Source organism: Chroococcidiopsis sp. TS-821 (assembly GCF_002939305.1).
Taxonomy (GTDB): Bacteria; Cyanobacteriota; Cyanobacteriia; order Cyanobacteriales; family Chroococcidiopsidaceae; genus Chroogloeocystis.
Genome location: NZ_MVDI01000001.1, coordinates 373,243 through 389,192 on the forward strand (window position 1 = coordinate 373,243; position 15,950 = coordinate 389,192).

At 46.1% G+C, this 15,950-nt stretch carries 14 protein-coding genes; 10 read left to right on the top strand and 4 right to left on the bottom strand.

Annotated elements, in window-relative coordinates; genetic code table 11:
• Positions 1–38 precede the first annotated feature (38 nt).
• Genes B1A85_RS01795 through ntrB form a run of 3 tightly spaced genes read left to right on the top strand, consistent with a single transcriptional unit; the run spans position 39 to position 3,864 of the window.
• On the top strand, positions 39–1,589 hold the full coding sequence (locus B1A85_RS01795; RefSeq protein WP_104545213.1) for a ferredoxin--nitrite reductase: 1,551 nt from the start codon (positions 39–41) through the stop codon (positions 1,587–1,589).
• 58 nt (positions 1,590–1,647) lie between these two features.
• Entirely contained in the window at positions 1,648–2,976 is a 1,329-nt protein-coding gene (locus tag B1A85_RS01800) for a CmpA/NrtA family ABC transporter substrate-binding protein (protein WP_104545214.1), read from the top strand.
• A gap of 54 nt (positions 2,977–3,030) precedes the next feature.
• Positions 3,031–3,864: a nitrate ABC transporter permease gene (ntrB, locus tag B1A85_RS01805; protein ID WP_104545215.1), complete on the top strand. Its 834-nt coding sequence runs from the start codon at positions 3,031–3,033 to the stop codon at positions 3,862–3,864.
• 129 nt (positions 3,865–3,993) lie between these two features.
• On the opposite strand, the gene B1A85_RS01810 is transcribed toward ntrB, so the two are convergent.
• Positions 3,994–4,314, bottom strand: coding sequence for a hypothetical protein (locus B1A85_RS01810; RefSeq protein WP_146087124.1), 321 nt, complete (start codon positions 4,312–4,314; stop codon positions 3,994–3,996).
• Between B1A85_RS01810 and B1A85_RS01815 the strand changes: the two genes are divergently transcribed.
• The 4 genes from B1A85_RS01815 to B1A85_RS01830 all read left to right on the top strand — a co-directional run bounded on the left by B1A85_RS01815 (position 4,279) and on the right by B1A85_RS01830 (position 9,952).
• Positions 4,279–6,282, top strand: coding sequence for a nitrate ABC transporter ATP-binding protein (locus B1A85_RS01815; protein WP_104545217.1), 2,004 nt, complete (start codon positions 4,279–4,281; stop codon positions 6,280–6,282). The genes B1A85_RS01810 and B1A85_RS01815 overlap by 36 nt on opposite strands.
• Before the next feature lie 37 nt (positions 6,283–6,319).
• Entirely contained in the window at positions 6,320–7,156 is an 837-nt protein-coding gene (locus B1A85_RS01820) for a nitrate ABC transporter ATP-binding protein (protein WP_104545218.1), read from the top strand.
• A 99-nt stretch (positions 7,157–7,255) separates the two neighbouring features.
• Positions 7,256–9,463 carry a molybdopterin oxidoreductase family protein gene (locus tag B1A85_RS01825; RefSeq protein ID WP_104545219.1) on the top strand — a complete coding sequence of 736 codons (2,208 nt, stop codon included), beginning with the start codon at positions 7,256–7,258 and terminating at the stop codon, positions 9,461–9,463.
• Positions 9,464–9,544: 81 nt separating this feature from the next.
• Positions 9,545–9,952, top strand: coding sequence for a helix-turn-helix transcriptional regulator (locus B1A85_RS01830; protein WP_104545220.1), 408 nt, complete (start codon positions 9,545–9,547; stop codon positions 9,950–9,952).
• A gap of 48 nt (positions 9,953–10,000) precedes the next feature.
• On the opposite strand, the gene B1A85_RS01835 is transcribed toward B1A85_RS01830, so the two are convergent.
• Positions 10,001–11,317, bottom strand: coding sequence for an FAD/NAD(P)-binding oxidoreductase (locus tag B1A85_RS01835; protein WP_104545221.1), 1,317 nt, complete (start codon positions 11,315–11,317; stop codon positions 10,001–10,003).
• A 367-nt stretch (positions 11,318–11,684) separates the two neighbouring features.
• Here B1A85_RS01835 and B1A85_RS01840 point away from each other — a divergent pair, with 367 nt between their 5' ends.
• The 3 genes from B1A85_RS01840 to B1A85_RS01850 all read left to right on the top strand — a co-directional run bounded on the left by B1A85_RS01840 (position 11,685) and on the right by B1A85_RS01850 (position 13,875).
• A complete protein-coding gene (locus B1A85_RS01840; protein WP_104545222.1) occupies positions 11,685–12,383 on the top strand; it encodes an MBL fold metallo-hydrolase in 699 nt (232 codons plus the stop codon).
• 91 nt (positions 12,384–12,474) lie between these two features.
• Positions 12,475–13,038, top strand: coding sequence for a rhodanese-like domain-containing protein (locus B1A85_RS01845; RefSeq protein WP_104545223.1), 564 nt, complete (start codon positions 12,475–12,477; stop codon positions 13,036–13,038).
• A 57-nt stretch (positions 13,039–13,095) separates the two neighbouring features.
• Positions 13,096–13,875 (top strand): sulfite exporter TauE/SafE family protein, encoded by a 780-nt coding sequence (locus B1A85_RS01850; protein ID WP_104545224.1) that lies wholly within the window; start codon positions 13,096–13,098, stop codon positions 13,873–13,875.
• 81 nt (positions 13,876–13,956) lie between these two features.
• Here B1A85_RS01850 and B1A85_RS01855 read toward each other — a convergent pair whose 3' ends face one another.
• A complete protein-coding gene (locus B1A85_RS01855) occupies positions 13,957–15,369 on the bottom strand; it encodes a rhodanese-like domain-containing protein (protein ID WP_104545225.1) in 1,413 nt (470 codons plus the stop codon).
• Positions 15,370–15,430: 61 nt separating this feature from the next.
• Complete coding sequence (locus B1A85_RS01860) at positions 15,431–15,895, bottom strand: beta-lactamase hydrolase domain-containing protein (RefSeq protein WP_104545226.1); 465 nt, start codon at positions 15,893–15,895, stop codon at positions 15,431–15,433.
• Positions 15,896–15,950: the final 55 nt, after the last annotated feature.

A 15,950-nucleotide genomic window follows, 5' to 3' on the forward strand; every position in this document is an offset into this window, starting at 1 on the left:
TTTTCATGTCCAGCGCGCATAGGCAAAGAGGGGACACTATGACAGAAGCAGCCAAGAAGGAAACCCTAAATAAATTCGAGAAATTCAAAGCCGAGAAAGATGGACTGGCGGTCAAAGGCGAACTAGACCATTTTGCAGCGATCGGCTGGGAAGCCATGGACGAAACCGATCGCGACCATCGCCTAAAGTGGGTAGGATTATTCTTTCGCCCTGTGACTCCTGGTAAATTCATGATGCGGATGCGCATACCCAACGGTGTCATCACCAGTCATCAAATGCGCGTACTTGGTGAAGTTGTGCAGCGCTACGGCGATGATGGCAATGCAGACATCACTACCCGACAAAATATTCAGTTACGTGGAATACGAATTGAAGATTTTCCTGGTATTTTCAGCCGCTTTCGCGCCGCTGGATTGACAAGTGTGCAGTCAGGAATGGACAACGTACGTAACATTACAGGCGATCCGGTAGCTGGACTTGATAAAGATGAGTTATTTGATACGCGCGATTTAGTTCGCCAAGTACAAGACATGATTACCAACAACGGCGAAGGCAATCCTGCGTTTACAAACTTACCTCGAAAATTCAACATTGCGATTACCGGCGGGCGCGATAACTCGGTTCATGCCGAAATTAACGACTTAGCATTTATCCCTGCGTTTAAAGACGGTACATTTGGTTTCAACGTTATCGTTGGTGGTTTTTTCTCGGCTAAGCGCTGCGATGCGGCGATTCCGCTGAATGCATGGGTACCGCCTGAAGATGTCGTAGCTGTCTGCAAAGCCGTTTTAGAAGTCTTTCGCGATTGTGGATTGCGGGCAAATCGCCAAAAATCGCGCTTAATGTGGCTCATCGATGAGTGGGGAATTGATAAATTCCGCGCTGAAGTTGAAAAACAACTTGGTCAAGAACTGCAACCTGCTGCGGAGAAAGATGAAATCGATTGGGAAAAACGCGACCATATTGGTGTCTTTCGCCAAAAGCAACCAGGCTTAAATTATGTCGGGCTACATATTCCAGTAGGACGGCTTTACGCCCAAGATATGTTTGATATTGCTCGACTTGCTGAAGTTTATGGTGATGGTGAAATTCGGCTCACGGTAGAGCAAAACTTAATTATTCCCAACATTCCAGATTCGCGCCTAGAGGCATTTTTAGCCGAACCATTATTGCAACGCTTCTCTACTCGCCCTGATACGTTAACGAGAGGTTTAGTTTCGTGTACTGGCGCGCAGTTTTGCAACTTCGCTTTGATTGAAACTAAAAATCGAGCATTAGCCACGATCAAAGCACTCGAAGCCGAACTGCATCTGACACGCCCAGTGCGCATTCACTGGACAGGATGTCCGAATTCCTGCGGTCAACCACAAGTTGCAGATATTGGATTGATGGGAACGAAAGTTCGTAAAAACGGCAAAGCAGTAGAAGGCGTTGATATTTATATGGGTGGCAAAGTTGGTAAAGATGCGCACCTTGGTACTTGTGTTACTAAAGGAATTCCCTGTGAAGATTTACAGCCAGTGTTGCGAGATTTGCTGATTGAGCATTTCGACGCAAAGCCCAAGCAAGAAGCGATGGTTACTCGGTAGAGTACCGCCAATGATTTAACCGTATTTGATTAGCAAAAATTCAACTGAAATTAAGAAAATGACCAAGTTTACGAGACGGCAATTTATTTTCACAGCAGGTAGTGCAACTGCGGCTTCACTATTAATGCATGGCTGTACTAACGGTAACTCCAACACCGCGACAAATACTAATAGCAGTACTGTTCCGGCGGCAAATATCAACCCTGCTGATGCACCAGAAGTCACGACCGCGCGGTTAGGATTTATTGCGTTAACAGACGCTGCGCCTTTAATTATTGCCAAGGAAAAAGGTCTGTTTGATAAGTACGGCATGACCGGCGTGGAAGTCACGAAGCAAGCTTCCTGGGCAGTTACGCGCGACAACCTCGTGCTAGGTTCTGGTGGTGGTGGCATCGATGGCGCGCATATATTAACTCCGATGCCCTATTTAATGTCGTTGGGAACGATTACGCAGGGCAATCGCGTGCCGATGTACATCTTGGCACGCCTTAACACCAATGGACAGGCAATTTCACTATCGAATAATTACAAAGACCTGAAAATTGGGCTAGATAGTTCGCCACTGCAACAAGTGTTTGCGCAACAAAAATCGGCAGGTAGAGATTTGCGGGCAGCCGTTACATTTCCTGGAGGAACGCACGATATGTGGATGCGTTACTGGCTAGCTGCGGGTGGCATTAATCCTAACAGTGATATTTCCTTGATTGTTGTACCACCACCGCAAATGGTACAAAACGTGCGCGTAGGCAACATGGAAACCTTCTGTGTTGGCGAACCTTGGCCGGCACAAACCGTTTCCCAAGGCATTGGCTACACCGCACTCACCACAGGCGAACTGTGGAAAGACCATCCAGAAAAAGCGTTAGCGATGCGCGCCGACTGGGTAGACCAACATCCCAAAGCAACGAAAGCTATTTTAATGGCAGTGCAAGAAGCACAGCAGTGGTGTAGTTTGCCAGAAAATAAAGAGGAAATGGCAAATATTGTCGCGAATCGTCAATGGTTGGGAGTACCAGTAAAAGATATTTTAGGACGCTTCCAAGGTCAATTTGACTATGGCAACGGTCGCGTCGAAGACTACAGCGACTCATTATTAATGAAGTTCTGGCGCGATAATGCCTCGTATCCTTACAAGAGTCATGACTTGTGGTTTTTAACAGAAAACATTCGCTGGGGCTATATTCCAGGCGATACCGACACGAAAGCACTCGTCGATCAAGTTAACCGCGAAGATTTGTGGCGCGAAGCTGCCCAAGCGCTTGGCGTACCAGCAGCAGAAATTCCGCAGAGTACCTCGCGTGGTGTGGAAACATTCTTTGATGGCGTACAGTTTGACCCAGAAAATCCAACAGCGTATTTGAATAGCTTGAAGATTAAAAAAGTCTAAGCGATCGCGAAAACTTGAAAGTTTTAAGAATACGGGATAGGAGAACAACAGAGGATGACAACACTTGGTAGCCGCGCCCCCAGAAGTAGAAATCAGCAAAAGACAATGTCTTTTGTGACGAAATACGTCGTACCGCCACTGATTGCGATCGCTGTTTTTTTAATCGTTTGGCAGCTACTTTTTTCAGGTCCAGATGCCAATTTACCAGGTCCAATTACGGTACTTCGAGAAACATGGGACCCTTTGATTATCAACCCGTTTTTTGATTACGGTGGAACAAATAAAGGCTTAGGTTTGCAAATTCTCGCTAGTTTGGGGCGCGTTGCGATCGGCTTTTCCTTAGCGGCGATTGTGGGAATTGCGTTAGGGATTCTCATTGGCATTAGTCCGTTTATCTATCGCGCAGTTGACCCTATATTTCAAGTGTTGCGGACTGTACCACCTTTGGCATGGCTACCGCTGTCACTCGCAGCATTTCAACAGGCGAACCCTTCAGCAATTTTCGTGATTTTTATTACAGCAATTTGGCCCATTATCATTAACACGACCGTGGGCGTGCAACAAATTCCCCAAGATTATCGCAACGTTGCGAGAGTGCTGCGTCTATCGGGACCAAAGTTTTTCTGGAAAATCTTACTTCCGTCTGCGGTTCCCTATATTTTTACAGGTTTGAGAATTGGGATTGGTTTATCTTGGCTGGCGATCGTCGCCGCAGAAATGCTCACAGGTGGTGTAGGAATTGGCTTCTTTATCTGGGATGCTTACAACAGTTCGCGATTGAGTGAAATTATCCTCGCGCTAATTTATGTCGGTATTGTTGGTCTAATTCTCGATCGACTCGTGGCTTTTGTCGCTTCCAAAGTCGTTCCAGAAGAGCAAAAGGCTTAAAGACCAGTGTCGTGCGGAGGTGTCGTCCATTGAGGAGCCACTCTCGTGCGGAGGTTCCCCCCGTTGAGAGAAGTGGCGTACAACTGGTGTTGAGGGATGAGTGACTAGTTATTAGTAGCTAGTGATGAATTATGAGTACAGATAGAAAACAGTATTCCCCTCTGCTTCCTCTGCCCCTCTGCCCCTCTGCTCCCTCTGCTCCCAGATAACCTCTGCTTCCTCTGCTCCCAGATAACCTCTGCTTCCTCTGCTCCCAGATAACCTCTGCTCCCTCTGCTCCCAGATAACCTCTGCTTCCTCTGCTCCCAGATAACCTCTGCTTCCTCTGCCCCTCTGCCCCTCTGCTCCCAGATAACCTCTGCCCCTCTGCTCCCTCTGCTCCCAGATAACCCCTGACCCCTCATTAATTAAGTTATGAAAGTATTTGTAGAAGTCGATCACGTCGATCAAGAATTTGTGTTACCGAATGGTGGCACTTATGTTGCGCTACGCAATATTGAACTGAAAATTCAACAAGGCGAATTTGTCTCGTTGATTGGACACTCTGGGTGTGGTAAATCTACGCTACTGAACATTATTGCAGGGCTAAATCGTCCGGCGCGAGGTGGGGTATTACTCGAAGGGCGACAAGTTACCAAGCCAGGTCCCGATCGCATGGTCGTATTTCAAAATTACTCGTTACTACCTTGGCTAACGGTACGCGAAAACATTGCTTTAGCCGTCGATGAAGTAATGAGCAATGTACCAAAAGGCGAACGCCGCGGCATTGTTGAACAACATATTGATTTAGTCGGGCTGCGTCATGCGGCGAATAAACGCCCAGGGGAAATTTCAGGGGGGATGAAACAGCGAGTGGCGATCGCCCGCGCCCTCTCAATTCGCCCCAAATTACTCTTACTCGACGAACCGTTTGGCGCACTCGATGCTTTGACGCGCAGTGGCTTGCAAGATCAGTTGATGAAGATCTGCGAGGAAAACCATATGACGTGCGTGATGGTGACGCACGATGTCGATGAAGCATTGCTGTTATCCGATCGCATTGTGATGCTGACGAATGGACCCGAATCGCATATCGGGCAAATTCTCGAAGTTCCCTTTCCACGTCCGCGCCATCGCTTAGAAGTTGTGAATCACCCGAATTACTACAGCTTGCGCAACGAAATTGTTTATTTCCTCAATCAGCAAAAACGCGCGAAACAGCGTAAAGCACAGCAAGCGGTAGCGATCGCCCGCAACGGTTTAGAAAAAGTCAATCTCGAAATCGGCTTTATTCCTTTAACCGATTGTGCGCCGTTGGTAGTCGCCAAAGAGAAGGGCTTTTTTGAGAAATACGGTTTAGATGAAGTGATTCTATCGCGCGAACCGAGTTGGAAAGCGATTTCCGAAGGTGTTGCAACGCGTCGCCTCGATGCAGCGCAAATGACCGCAGGAATGCCCTTAGCTATGACCTTGGGAATGGGTGGTAAAGCCCCGCTCCCGACTATTACAGGGTTAGTTTTAGCACGCAATGGTAATTCGATTACGCTCAGCAAGCGGTTTTATGACGAAGGAGTGCGGACACTTGCTGATTTTAAAGCGGCGATCGCGCGCACGCCGGATAAAGTTCATACTTTAGGCATGGTGCATCCCGCATCGATGCACAACTTAATGCTGCGCTACTGGCTTTCTTCAGCAGATATCGACCCCGACTTAGATGTGAGTCTAACGGTGATTCCGCCACCGCAAATGGTCTCAAACCTCAAAGCTGGTAACATTGATGGCTACTGCGTGGGCGAACCTTGGAATTCTCGCGCGATTAAAGAAAACTTAGGTTTTGCGATCGCGACAGATTTGGATATCTGGAATGGACATGTCGAGAAAGTTTTAGGTGTTCGCGAAGATTGGGCAAATCAGCACCCCGAAACGCACCTAGCTTTAATTAAAGCCTTGCTCGAAGCGTGCGAATACTGCGACGATCGCCGCAATCGCGAAGAAATTGTCGCGCTATTAGCCCAGCCGCAGTACATCGGCGTTGCACCAGAGTACATCCGCCCTGGATTCATCGACGAATACGATCGCGGTAACGGTACGGAACCTCAAATGCTGTTGCGCTACAACCAATTTTACGTCGATCGCACGAACTGTCCTTATCGCGTTGAGGGGCTGTGGATGATGACGCAATTGGCTCGTTGGGGAATTACGCCTTTCCCGAAAAACTGGATCGAAATTTTAGACCGCGTGCAGCGTGTCGATTTATTCGGTGCAGCAGCAAGAGACCTCGACTTATTAGACATAGAACCCGATCGCGGTTCGATTCATTTCTTTGATGGCACAGTGTTCAATCCAGACGACCCAATTCGCTATCTCAACAGTCTCAAATTCAAGCGCAATGTGCGAATTGAAGAAGTTGTCATTGATGCAACGCCAGCAGCCGTGTAACAAATATTCTGAACCGTCCTCCTTACCGATATCTCCTATGCAAACTCTCAACACCACAACAGCTAGAAAACCCGAAGTTCTCAACGGCGATCCGTTTCTGGTGATCGATAACGTTTCTAAAATTTATCCGACACCAACCGGACCCTACACCGTGTTGGATGGAATTAATCTCACAGTTTATGAAGGGGAATTTATTTGTTTAATCGGTCACTCTGGCTGTGGTAAATCGACGCTTTTGGATATGGTGTCGGGATTTCGGAAGCCGAGTGAAGGCGAAGTGCGACTGCAAACCAAGCGAATTACAGAACCAGGTCCCGATCGCATGGTGGTATTTCAGAATTATTCGCTGCTACCTTGGCTGAGTGCGTTTGAAAACGTGTATTTAGGCATTGATTCGGTCTATCCAAATAAACCTAAAGCCGAAAAAGTTGCGATCGCTAACGAACATCTCGCGCTTGTCGGACTTACAGACGCAGCACATAAAAAACCCAGAGAACTCTCCGGCGGGATGAAACAGCGCGTATCAATTGCGCGGGCTTTGGCATTGCGTCCGAAAGTTTTAGTCTTAGACGAACCTTTTGGCGCGCTTGACCCGATTACTCGCGAGGAATTACAAGAAGAATTGCTGAAAATTTGGAGCGATCATCAAGTCACCGTACTGATGATTACGCACGATATCGATGAAGCCTTGTTCTTAGCCGATCGCTTGGTGATGATGACCAACGGTCCTGCGGCAAATATTGGGGAAATTATGAATATTCCATTCCCCCGCCCCCGCAACCGCGCCCGCATTATGGAAGACCCCGAATATTACAACTTACGCAACCAAGCTTTAGACTTCCTCTATCGTCGTTTTGCCCATGTGGATGAGTAGAGAGGGGTGAGTGGCTAGTTTTAAGTTTTGAGTTGTTCATTCTCTTTTGCACCCCTGCACCTGAAGCTCCCCTAACTCCTAGATCGAGGGATATTAACAATGACTGATACAACTAGAACCCTCTGTCCTTATTGTGGTGTAGGCTGTGGTTTGGAGGTGTCGCCGCCAGCACAGCCAGGGAAGGCAATTAATCGAGATAGTCAGGGTAATCCGATTTGGAAGGTAAAAGGCGATCGCAATCATCCTTCGAGTCAAGGAATGGTCTGTGTCAAAGGCGCAACCATCGCAGAAGCAATCGACAAAAACCGCTTGCGTTACCCGATGCTACGCGACTCGTTAGATGAGCCGTTTCGTCGTGTCAGTTGGGATGAAGCTTATCAGTGCATTGTCCATCGCATTCAATCAGTCTGCGCGACTCAAGGAGCCGATGCAGTATGCATGTACGGTTCAGGGCAAATGCAAACCGAGGATTATTACGTGGCGCAAAAGCTGCTCAAAGGTTGCTTAGGGACAAATAACTTTGACTCGAATTCGCGTTTGTGTATGTCATCAGCGGTTGCGGGGTATGTACAAAGTTTGGGTGCAGATGGTCCGCCGTGCTGTTATGAAGATCTAGACTTAACCGACTGCGCGTTTATTATTGGTTCTAACGCCGCTGAATGTCACCCGATTGTTTTTAATCGCCTGCAAAAACACCACAAGAAAAACCACAACGTTGTCAAAATGATTGTGGTCGATCCGCGTCGTACTCCTACCGCCGAAGTTGCCGATTTACATTTGGCAATCCATCCAGGGACAGATATCGATCTACTTAATGGCATTGCGCATCTGTTATTGCGTTGGGGCTATTTCGATTCTGAGTTTGTTAGCGAGTGTACGGCGAACTTTCCAGCGTTTGCTGAAGTGATTTCGCACTATCCGCCTGAAGTTGTCGCGAGCAAGTGTGGCGTATCGGTTGCAGATTTGGAAACTGCCGCACGGTACTGGGGAACCAGCAAACGCGTGTTGTCGCTGTGGTCGATGGGTGTAAATCAATCAACAGAAGGCACAGCAAAAGTCCGCAGCATCATTAACTTGCACTTGATGACAGGTCAAATCGGCAAACCTGGATGCGGTCCATTTTCACTCACCGGTCAACCGAATGCAATGGGCGGGCGCGAAGTGGGAGGCTTGTGTAATTTATTACCAGGCTACCGTCACGTCCAAAATGCTCAAGATAGAGCAGAAGTCGAGCAATTTTGGGGCATTCCCGCAGGCAGAATTTCACCACATTGGGGGCGGACTGCGTGGGAAATGATAACAGGGTTGGAAACGGGAGATGTCGGGTTGCTGTGGATTGTCGCTACAAACCCAGCGGTGAGTTTACCCGATGTCAAGCGCGCGCAAGCTGCATTACTGCGATCGCCATTTACGGTGTATCAAGATGCGTATTACCCCACCGAAACCGCCGCGTATGCACATTTACTCCTCCCTGCGGCGCAATGGGGTGAAAAAACAGGCACAATGACGAATTCTGAACGCGTTGTCACGTTGTGTCAGGCGTTTCGTCCGCCCGTTGGCGAAGCTCAGCCTGATTGGGCAATTATTGCCGAAGTTGGACGACGTTTAGGATTTGCTGACAAGTTTCCTTTTACAAACTCGGCGGAAGTTTTTGCTGAATACGTGCAACTGACCTGCGATCGCCCCTGCGATATGACAGGAATGAGTCACGCTAAGTTAGCCCAATCTCCCCTACAATGGCCTTGTCCAGATACATGGGCAAACAGAGATTCTCAAAGGTTATACACCGATTTGCGGTTTGCGACACCCGATGGACGCGCGCGATTTAGTGCTTATCACTCTAAGGGACTTACCGAACCACCGGATAATGAGTATCCGTTTGTACTAACAACTGGAAGATTATACGGTCACTGGCACACGCAGACGCGCACAGGGAGAATTGAGAAAATTAAGCAAATGCACCCACAACCATTTCTTGAAATTCATCCGCGCGATGCAGCGAAGTTAGAAATTCAAGAAAACGACTTAGTCGAAGTGCGATCGCGACGCGGAACCGTCAAATTTCCCGCAAAAGTTACCAAAGCGATCGCGCCTGGTACAGTTTTTGTCCCAATGCACTGGGGCGCACTCTGGGGCGATGAAACCGAAGCTAACGCACTAACGCACCCTGAATGCGATCCTGATTCCCATCAACCGGAACTCAAAGCTTGTGCAGTACAACTAGCGAAAGTTGTCCAGAAAACTAAGATCGATCAAACTGACGCATATCCGCAGTACCCCCACCAATTTTTACCCGCTACTTTCTAATTCTCACTTTCCCTATTTTTTAACACCATGTGGTAATATAATAATAAAAACAAAAGCGCTAAATTTTTGCCATCCTTACCTATGCCTACGAAGTCGCCTAAAAAGTCAGTTGCTGCGCCAGAAAAAACCGCAGAGTGTGGTATTTCTAAACTCTCCCCTGAAGCGCTGGGCTTGATGGCAGAATTCTTCAAAGTTTTGTCAGAAGTGAGTCGGTTGCAGATCGTCTGTTCCTTAAAAACTGGTCCTAAGAATGTCACTGAAATCATTGCAGAAACAGAATTAGGACAGGCAAATGTCTCAAAGCATTTAAAAATGCTCACCCAAGCAGGTATTGTGGCACGGGAACAGCGTGGTGTATGCGTTTATTATCAAATTGCTAATCCACTTCTGTTTGAACTGTGCGATTTAGTTTGCAATACTTTGATCGCGCAAGTAGAACAGCAAAGTCTACAGCTACAGCAACTGTCATCATTACGCAAGAACGGTTAGTTTTTTTTAAGAAGGTAGACTAGAATCTACCTTCTTTTCTTTTGCGATCTACCGTCGGACGAGCTTGTTAATAGGCTTGAGAATATCGGCTTCAAAGCCTTTACCCTTGAGCATTCGATTCCAATACAACCAAGGTAGTACGCGTGCTTTAGCTAAATACATTGAGTAGCGTTCCTGTGTGGGGTCGAGGGGAAAAGATGGCGCTAATTTACCCCCGTACGCAAACTCTGCCATAATCGCAGAGTTATAGCCAGTGATTAAAGGACAACAAGTATAGCCGTCGTACTTGGCTGACAATGGTTTAGAGCGAATCAACGCTAGCAAGTTGTGTACGGCAACAGGAGCTTGTTTGCGTGCTGCTGCTGCGGTTTTGGACGTAGGTAAAGATGACGCATCGCCTAAGGCAAAGACGTTAGCATAGCGCGTATGTTGCAATGTCTCTTTATCTACATCTACCCAACCACCTGCTCCCGCTAGTGGGCTGTGTTTAATAAAATCTGGCGCACTCATCGGGGGAGCTACATGAATCATGTCGTAGTGAAGACTAACTTCTTCTGTACCGCTATCTGTAGTCACTGCAAAGATAGCTTCTTGAGTATCTGCCTTAATTTCTTTCAGGTTGTGCTTAAACTTGGTAACAATCTGCCGTCGCGCTACCACTTTGTCTAAAGAAGCAGAATATTCTGGAACAGAAAACATTGATGCACCAGCTGTGCAAAACATAACGGTGGCATCAACTTTGTTGCTTTTGAAAATATCATCTGCTAGGTACATGACCTTCTGAGGGGCACCACCACATTTGATTGGAGTGGCAGGATGGGTGAAAATGGCATTGCCGCCTTTAAAGTTTTTGATGGTTTCCCAAGTGTAGGGAGCATAGTCTTTGGAATAATTACTCGTAACTCCATTTTTTCCGAGTGCTTCTTTCAACCCTTTGATCAAATGCCAATCGATTTGAATTCCTGGACACACAACTAGGTAATCGTATTCAATTTCTCCCTCTTGTGTAATAACAATATTGCGATCGGGTTCTAGTTTTGTTACGCGGTTTTGAATCCAGGTTGCTCCTTTAGGAATGACGGCTTTTTCATCTCGAATAAACTTGGAAATTGGTGCAATACCTCCACCAACAAGAGTCCAGCCAGGTTGGTAGTAGTGTTTGTCAGAGGGTTCGATAATAGCAACGTCGAGCGCGCGATCGCGTTTGAGCAGTTGAGCCGCAACAGTAATGCCAGCAGCGCCGCCTCCGACAATGACAATTTGATGGTGTTTGACAGGTAGCGCAGTTGTATCGTTCGACGAGAGGTTTTGGGTTGTCAGGTGAGATTGTTGAATATTTTGAGTTTTTTGTGCAGTGGATGACACGGTGATTCCTCGAATTCTATGAAGTGCAGAGTGAGAAGCTATAAGGTTAATGAAATAATTTATTAACTACCCTACTATATAACTTATACTACCATCTGATAATATGATGCTGCTTCTCAACAAATACTTACAACTAATATAATTATTTAACAAAATTTGTTGCCATTTTATATTACCATATGGTAATCTAATGAAATAACATGGTAATACATTAAAGCTTTGAGGCTCATGAAGTGATAGTTGCTGGCTATTTAACTTTTTTTTCAATCATTGTGGTAGCTGCCATTGTGTTTGTGGCAAGCGACACGTGAAGCCTCTACCCCAGCTATTGCCTGAATCAGGTTTACGTTTAATTAGGATCAAAATTATGCTGTTTCGCCAACTATTCGACCAAGATACATGGACGTACACTTACTTAATTGCTGACCCTCAGACGCGAGAGGCAGCACTTGTCGATCCAGTCATTGAGAAAGTCGAACGAGATTTTCAGCTGCTTAAGGAATTGGGGCTAAAGTTGAAATTCTGTATAGAAACACACGTGCATGCTGACCATATTACAGGCACCGGAAAACTTCGCGAACTGACAAACTGTGAAGGAATTGTTCCAGAGAATGCTCAAGTTTCCTGTGCAAGCCGCCTGATCAAGCATGGAGATGTGCTGCAAGTAGGCAACATTAAGATTCAAGCGATTGCAACTTTAGGACACACCGATAGTCACATGGCCTATTTAGTCAATGGTGACAGAGTGCTCACAGGCGATGCACTGTTTATTCGGGGATGCGGACGTACCGATTTTCAAAGCGGAGATCCAGGCACTTTATACGACTTTGTCACGCAAAACTTATTTACTTTACCTGACGAAACGCTTGTTTATCCAGGACACGACTACCGCGGGCACACAGTTTCTACCATTGGTGAAGAAAAGCAATGGAACCCGCGATTCGCAGGACGTACGCGAGATCAGTTCATTGAATTGATGAATAATTTGAACCTGCCCAATCCCAAAAAGATTATGGAAGCAGTTCCGGCAAACGAACAATGCGGTCAAGTTGCCATTGCCAGTTAAGCTTGACACCAAATTTAAATAACAAGACTAAGTCTCCCTTAGTTGCATTTGTTTTTACCCACTTATTCAAATCAATACTGAGAAGAATTGCATGACAAGTACACCGGAAAAGCAGTTAACTGATCGCCGCGATCGCTTAAAAACTATCGACGTGCATACTCTCAAACAGTTACTCGATCGCCAAGCTGTCAATTTAGTAGATGTTCGCGAACCTGCTGAAAACGCCAGAGAAAAAATTGCAGGTTCAGTGTTGATGCCCTTATCAAACTTCAACCCAGCTGATGTACCATTTGCGCCTGAAAAGCCTACTGTACTCTATTGCCGTACAGGAAATCGCTCAGCACAAGCGGCACAAAAATTGTTTGCTGCTGGTGTAAACGAAGTAGAACATTTGGAAGGTGGATTAACCGCGTGGATAGAAGCAGGCTATCCAACTCAAGTGAATAAGAAAGCACCCATTAGTCTGATGCGGCAAGTACAAATTGTTGCAGGTTCGCTTGTCCTCATTGGTACTTTACTGGGAGCGTTTGTCTCTTTGTGGTTCTTAATTTTGAGCGGGTTTGTGGGTGCTGGATTAATGTTTGCCGGAATTACAGATACCTGTGCATTAGGAATGCTACTTGCCAAGATGCCTTGGAATCAAAGATACCGTTAACTCTTATGCAGTCGGAACATCGCTCACTTTAGAGAGCTTACAAGGAACAATATATCAATGTTAATCGCCATTATTGGGCACTTACTAGCAATTTGTATTGGCATCAGTCTCGGTTTAATTGGTGGCGGCGGCTCAATTCTCGCAGCACCTATTCTCATTTATGTTATGTCAGTTCCACCACAATCGGCGTTTGCTATGACGCTGGTGATTGTTGGTTTCGCAAGTGTAATTGGTGCTATCCCGCATTGGAGGCAAGGAAATGTTAATTTAAACACAGTTATTTTGTTTTCACCCGCAGCGATGCTGGGAGCCTATTTAGGCGCGCGGCTTGTCTCACTTCCATTTATTACTCCTACCATTCAACTCATTACCTTTGGGGTGGTGATGCTAATTGCATCAATCACAATGATCCGCAAAGGAAGCAAGCCAGCTGAAAGCACTTCAAAGAAAGCCGATCGCCACACCCATCACTTGTTTGTACCCAGGTGGCTAGCGATCGCTCTAGAAGGGTTAGCAGTTGGTGTATTAACAGGTTTTATCGGGATTGGCGGTGGATTTTTAGTTATTCCTGCGTTAGTTCTATTGGGAAATGTTCCCATGAAAGAAGCTGTAGGAACGTCACTCATTATTCTGGCGCTTAAATCCGTGACTGGATTTGCTGGATATGTTGGTAACGTTCCCATTGATTGGAATCTGCTGATTTCATTCACACTTGCTTCAAGTTTTGGAATTCTCGTGGGAAGCTATCTTAATCAGTTTGTTAGTGCTAAACAGCTGGAGAAAGGGTTTGGTTACTTTGTTTTAGCAGTTGCTATCTTTGTTTTGATTCGACGTTAATCTCCGCTAATAATTAATGGTTGATTGTGAATAGATCGCTAAATCTTAACAATCAACCATCAATATTTTTAAGTTAATGCGTTACGCTGTTACGGCGTTTGCTTCTGGTTTTTCAATTGGTAAATCTGCACCTTTCCAAGCAATCCAGGAGCCAGGAACGTTAATTACCTGCTCAAATCCATGCTTTTTCAACAGACTTGCAGCAATTGAGGCTCGATAGCCACTACCGCAGTAAGTTGCAATTTTTTGACTGCGGTCAAGTTGATCTAAATGTTCTTCTAAATGAGCGACAAAAATATGTTTGGCTCCTGGGACAAATCCGTGTTGATATTCGTCATCGCCACGGACATCGAGTACAGTGACTGATGGATCTTGTTTATGTTGATTCAATTCATGTACTGTCCATTCATGCACTCTTTCTAAGGGTAGTCCGGCATTTTGCCAACTGGTCATTCCGTCGTGCAAATAGCCTGCTAAATTGTCGTAGCCGATGCGGAAAAGTTGCTCTGTAACTAGTTTGACATCTCGTTCGCTTTCTACTACAACTAACAACGGTTTTTCTGGATCGATCATCCAGCCTACCCAGTTGGGAAACTCTGGACGTAAGGCGATGTTGATAGCACCAGGAATATGTCCTCCGCCAAAGGCTAGTATAGAGCGGGTATCAATGACCACTGTATTTTCATCTGCCATTTTCTGTTGAAATTCGCTGGGCGTCAGTGGTTGCAGTACCGGAGGACAGCCCATAATTGGTGCGCCCTTAGCGTTGACTTTTTTGAGCCGCGCATAATGACGTGGGGGTTCTGGCATTTCGCTCATAATCCATTCCACAAATTCGGTTTCTGAGCGTTCTTGAAATGCTGGATTGAAAATTCGCTCGTTACCAATGGTACTTTGTCTGCGATCGCCAATAGATTTTCCACAGGAGGAACCAGCACCGTGACAAGGATAAATCTCAATGCGATCGCCTAAAGGTAACATCTTGTCGAACAGCGTGTGATAAAGCTGTGCTGCCAGTTTCTTTTCCGTTCCACCCCCTAATAAATCAGGACGACCAACATCCAAGTTAAATAATGTGTCCCCTGTAAATAGCCCAAATGGTTCTTTACCTTGTTTTGAGTCATAAATCAGAAGTGAGATGTGTTCAGGGGTATGACCTGGCGTGTGCAAAGCGCGCAGCGTTACGCTGCCAATGTGAATTTCGTCACCCTCTTGCATCTGATGAAGTTCAAACTGATAGTCATCACTTTTGCCACCGTAAATAGGCACATCTACACGGGCTTTGAGTTCGTGAGAACCAGAGACAAAGTCAGCATGAATATGCGTTTCTACACTACCAATTAATCGCACGCCTAGTTCTCTCGCTCGTTGTAGATAGACATCAACATCTCGACGAGGGTCAATTACAACTGCCACTCCTGCTTTGTCGTCGCCTACAAGATACGATAATTGTGCCAAACCTTCGACATTAATTTGTTCTAAGACAAGTGCCATTGTTTTACCTCTTAAATGTGCTGCAACTGCAATAGCAAAAACTTATTAGCTGCGGATAAAACTATTGCGAAGTACTGCTACCACTAGAACGAGTAGAAACGTATTGTTTAAAAAACTCCTTCATTTGAGGACTGGCATCGCAATCAAACCCCATCTGCTTTCCTTTTTCCATTGCCGCCTCTGCACTTAAACCTTCGCGAGTGGCAACATACATTAGAGCCATTGCACCAGAGCGCAGTCCGCTTTTACAGTGGGTTAAGAGCGGCTTTGGCAACTGGTCAATTTGTTCCATAATGCGATCCGCTTGTTCCTGACTTAGAGCATCTGGACGTACAGGAAGATTTACATATTGCAGTCCTGCGGCTTCCGCGTGTTGTTGCTCATCACTCAAAGCACCTTCTTCTTGCAGCGCTCTTAAGTTCAACACAGACTTATATCCTTCCTCAGCCGCCTGTCGCAGATCCTCCGGTGTTGGTTGTCCCATAGCAACAGAAATGCTGTCGTTAATTTGTTTTACGTTATTCATTGAGTAATTCACACTAAACTTTTATATTCTTATCTTACCAACTAGTAATATAATT

What these genes read in the sequence shown, in the direction of transcription:
- B1A85_RS01845 (WP_104545223.1), top strand. Translation starts at nt 12,475, where the DNA reads ATGACAAGTACACCGGAAAAGCAGTTAACTGATCGCCGCGATCGCTTA.
- ntrB (WP_104545215.1), top strand. Translation starts at nt 3,031, where the DNA reads ATGACAACACTTGGTAGCCGCGCCCCCAGAAGTAGAAATCAGCAAAAG.
- B1A85_RS01825 (WP_104545219.1), top strand. Translation starts at nt 7,256, where the DNA reads ATGACTGATACAACTAGAACCCTCTGTCCTTATTGTGGTGTAGGCTGT.
- B1A85_RS01860 (WP_104545226.1), bottom strand. Translation starts at nt 15,895, where the DNA reads ATGAATAACGTAAAACAAATTAACGACAGCATTTCTGTTGCTATGGGA.
- B1A85_RS01830 (WP_104545220.1), top strand. Translation starts at nt 9,545, where the DNA reads ATGCCTACGAAGTCGCCTAAAAAGTCAGTTGCTGCGCCAGAAAAAACC.
- B1A85_RS01800 (WP_104545214.1), top strand. Translation starts at nt 1,648, where the DNA reads ATGACCAAGTTTACGAGACGGCAATTTATTTTCACAGCAGGTAGTGCA.
- B1A85_RS01820 (WP_104545218.1), top strand. Translation starts at nt 6,320, where the DNA reads ATGCAAACTCTCAACACCACAACAGCTAGAAAACCCGAAGTTCTCAAC.
- B1A85_RS01840 (WP_104545222.1), top strand. Translation starts at nt 11,685, where the DNA reads ATGCTGTTTCGCCAACTATTCGACCAAGATACATGGACGTACACTTAC.
- B1A85_RS01795 (WP_104545213.1), top strand. Translation starts at nt 39, where the DNA reads ATGACAGAAGCAGCCAAGAAGGAAACCCTAAATAAATTCGAGAAATTC.
- B1A85_RS01855 (WP_104545225.1), bottom strand. Translation starts at nt 15,369, where the DNA reads ATGGCACTTGTCTTAGAACAAATTAATGTCGAAGGTTTGGCACAATTA.
- B1A85_RS01850 (WP_104545224.1), top strand. Translation starts at nt 13,096, where the DNA reads ATGTTAATCGCCATTATTGGGCACTTACTAGCAATTTGTATTGGCATC.
- B1A85_RS01815 (WP_104545217.1), top strand. Translation starts at nt 4,279, where the DNA reads ATGAAAGTATTTGTAGAAGTCGATCACGTCGATCAAGAATTTGTGTTA.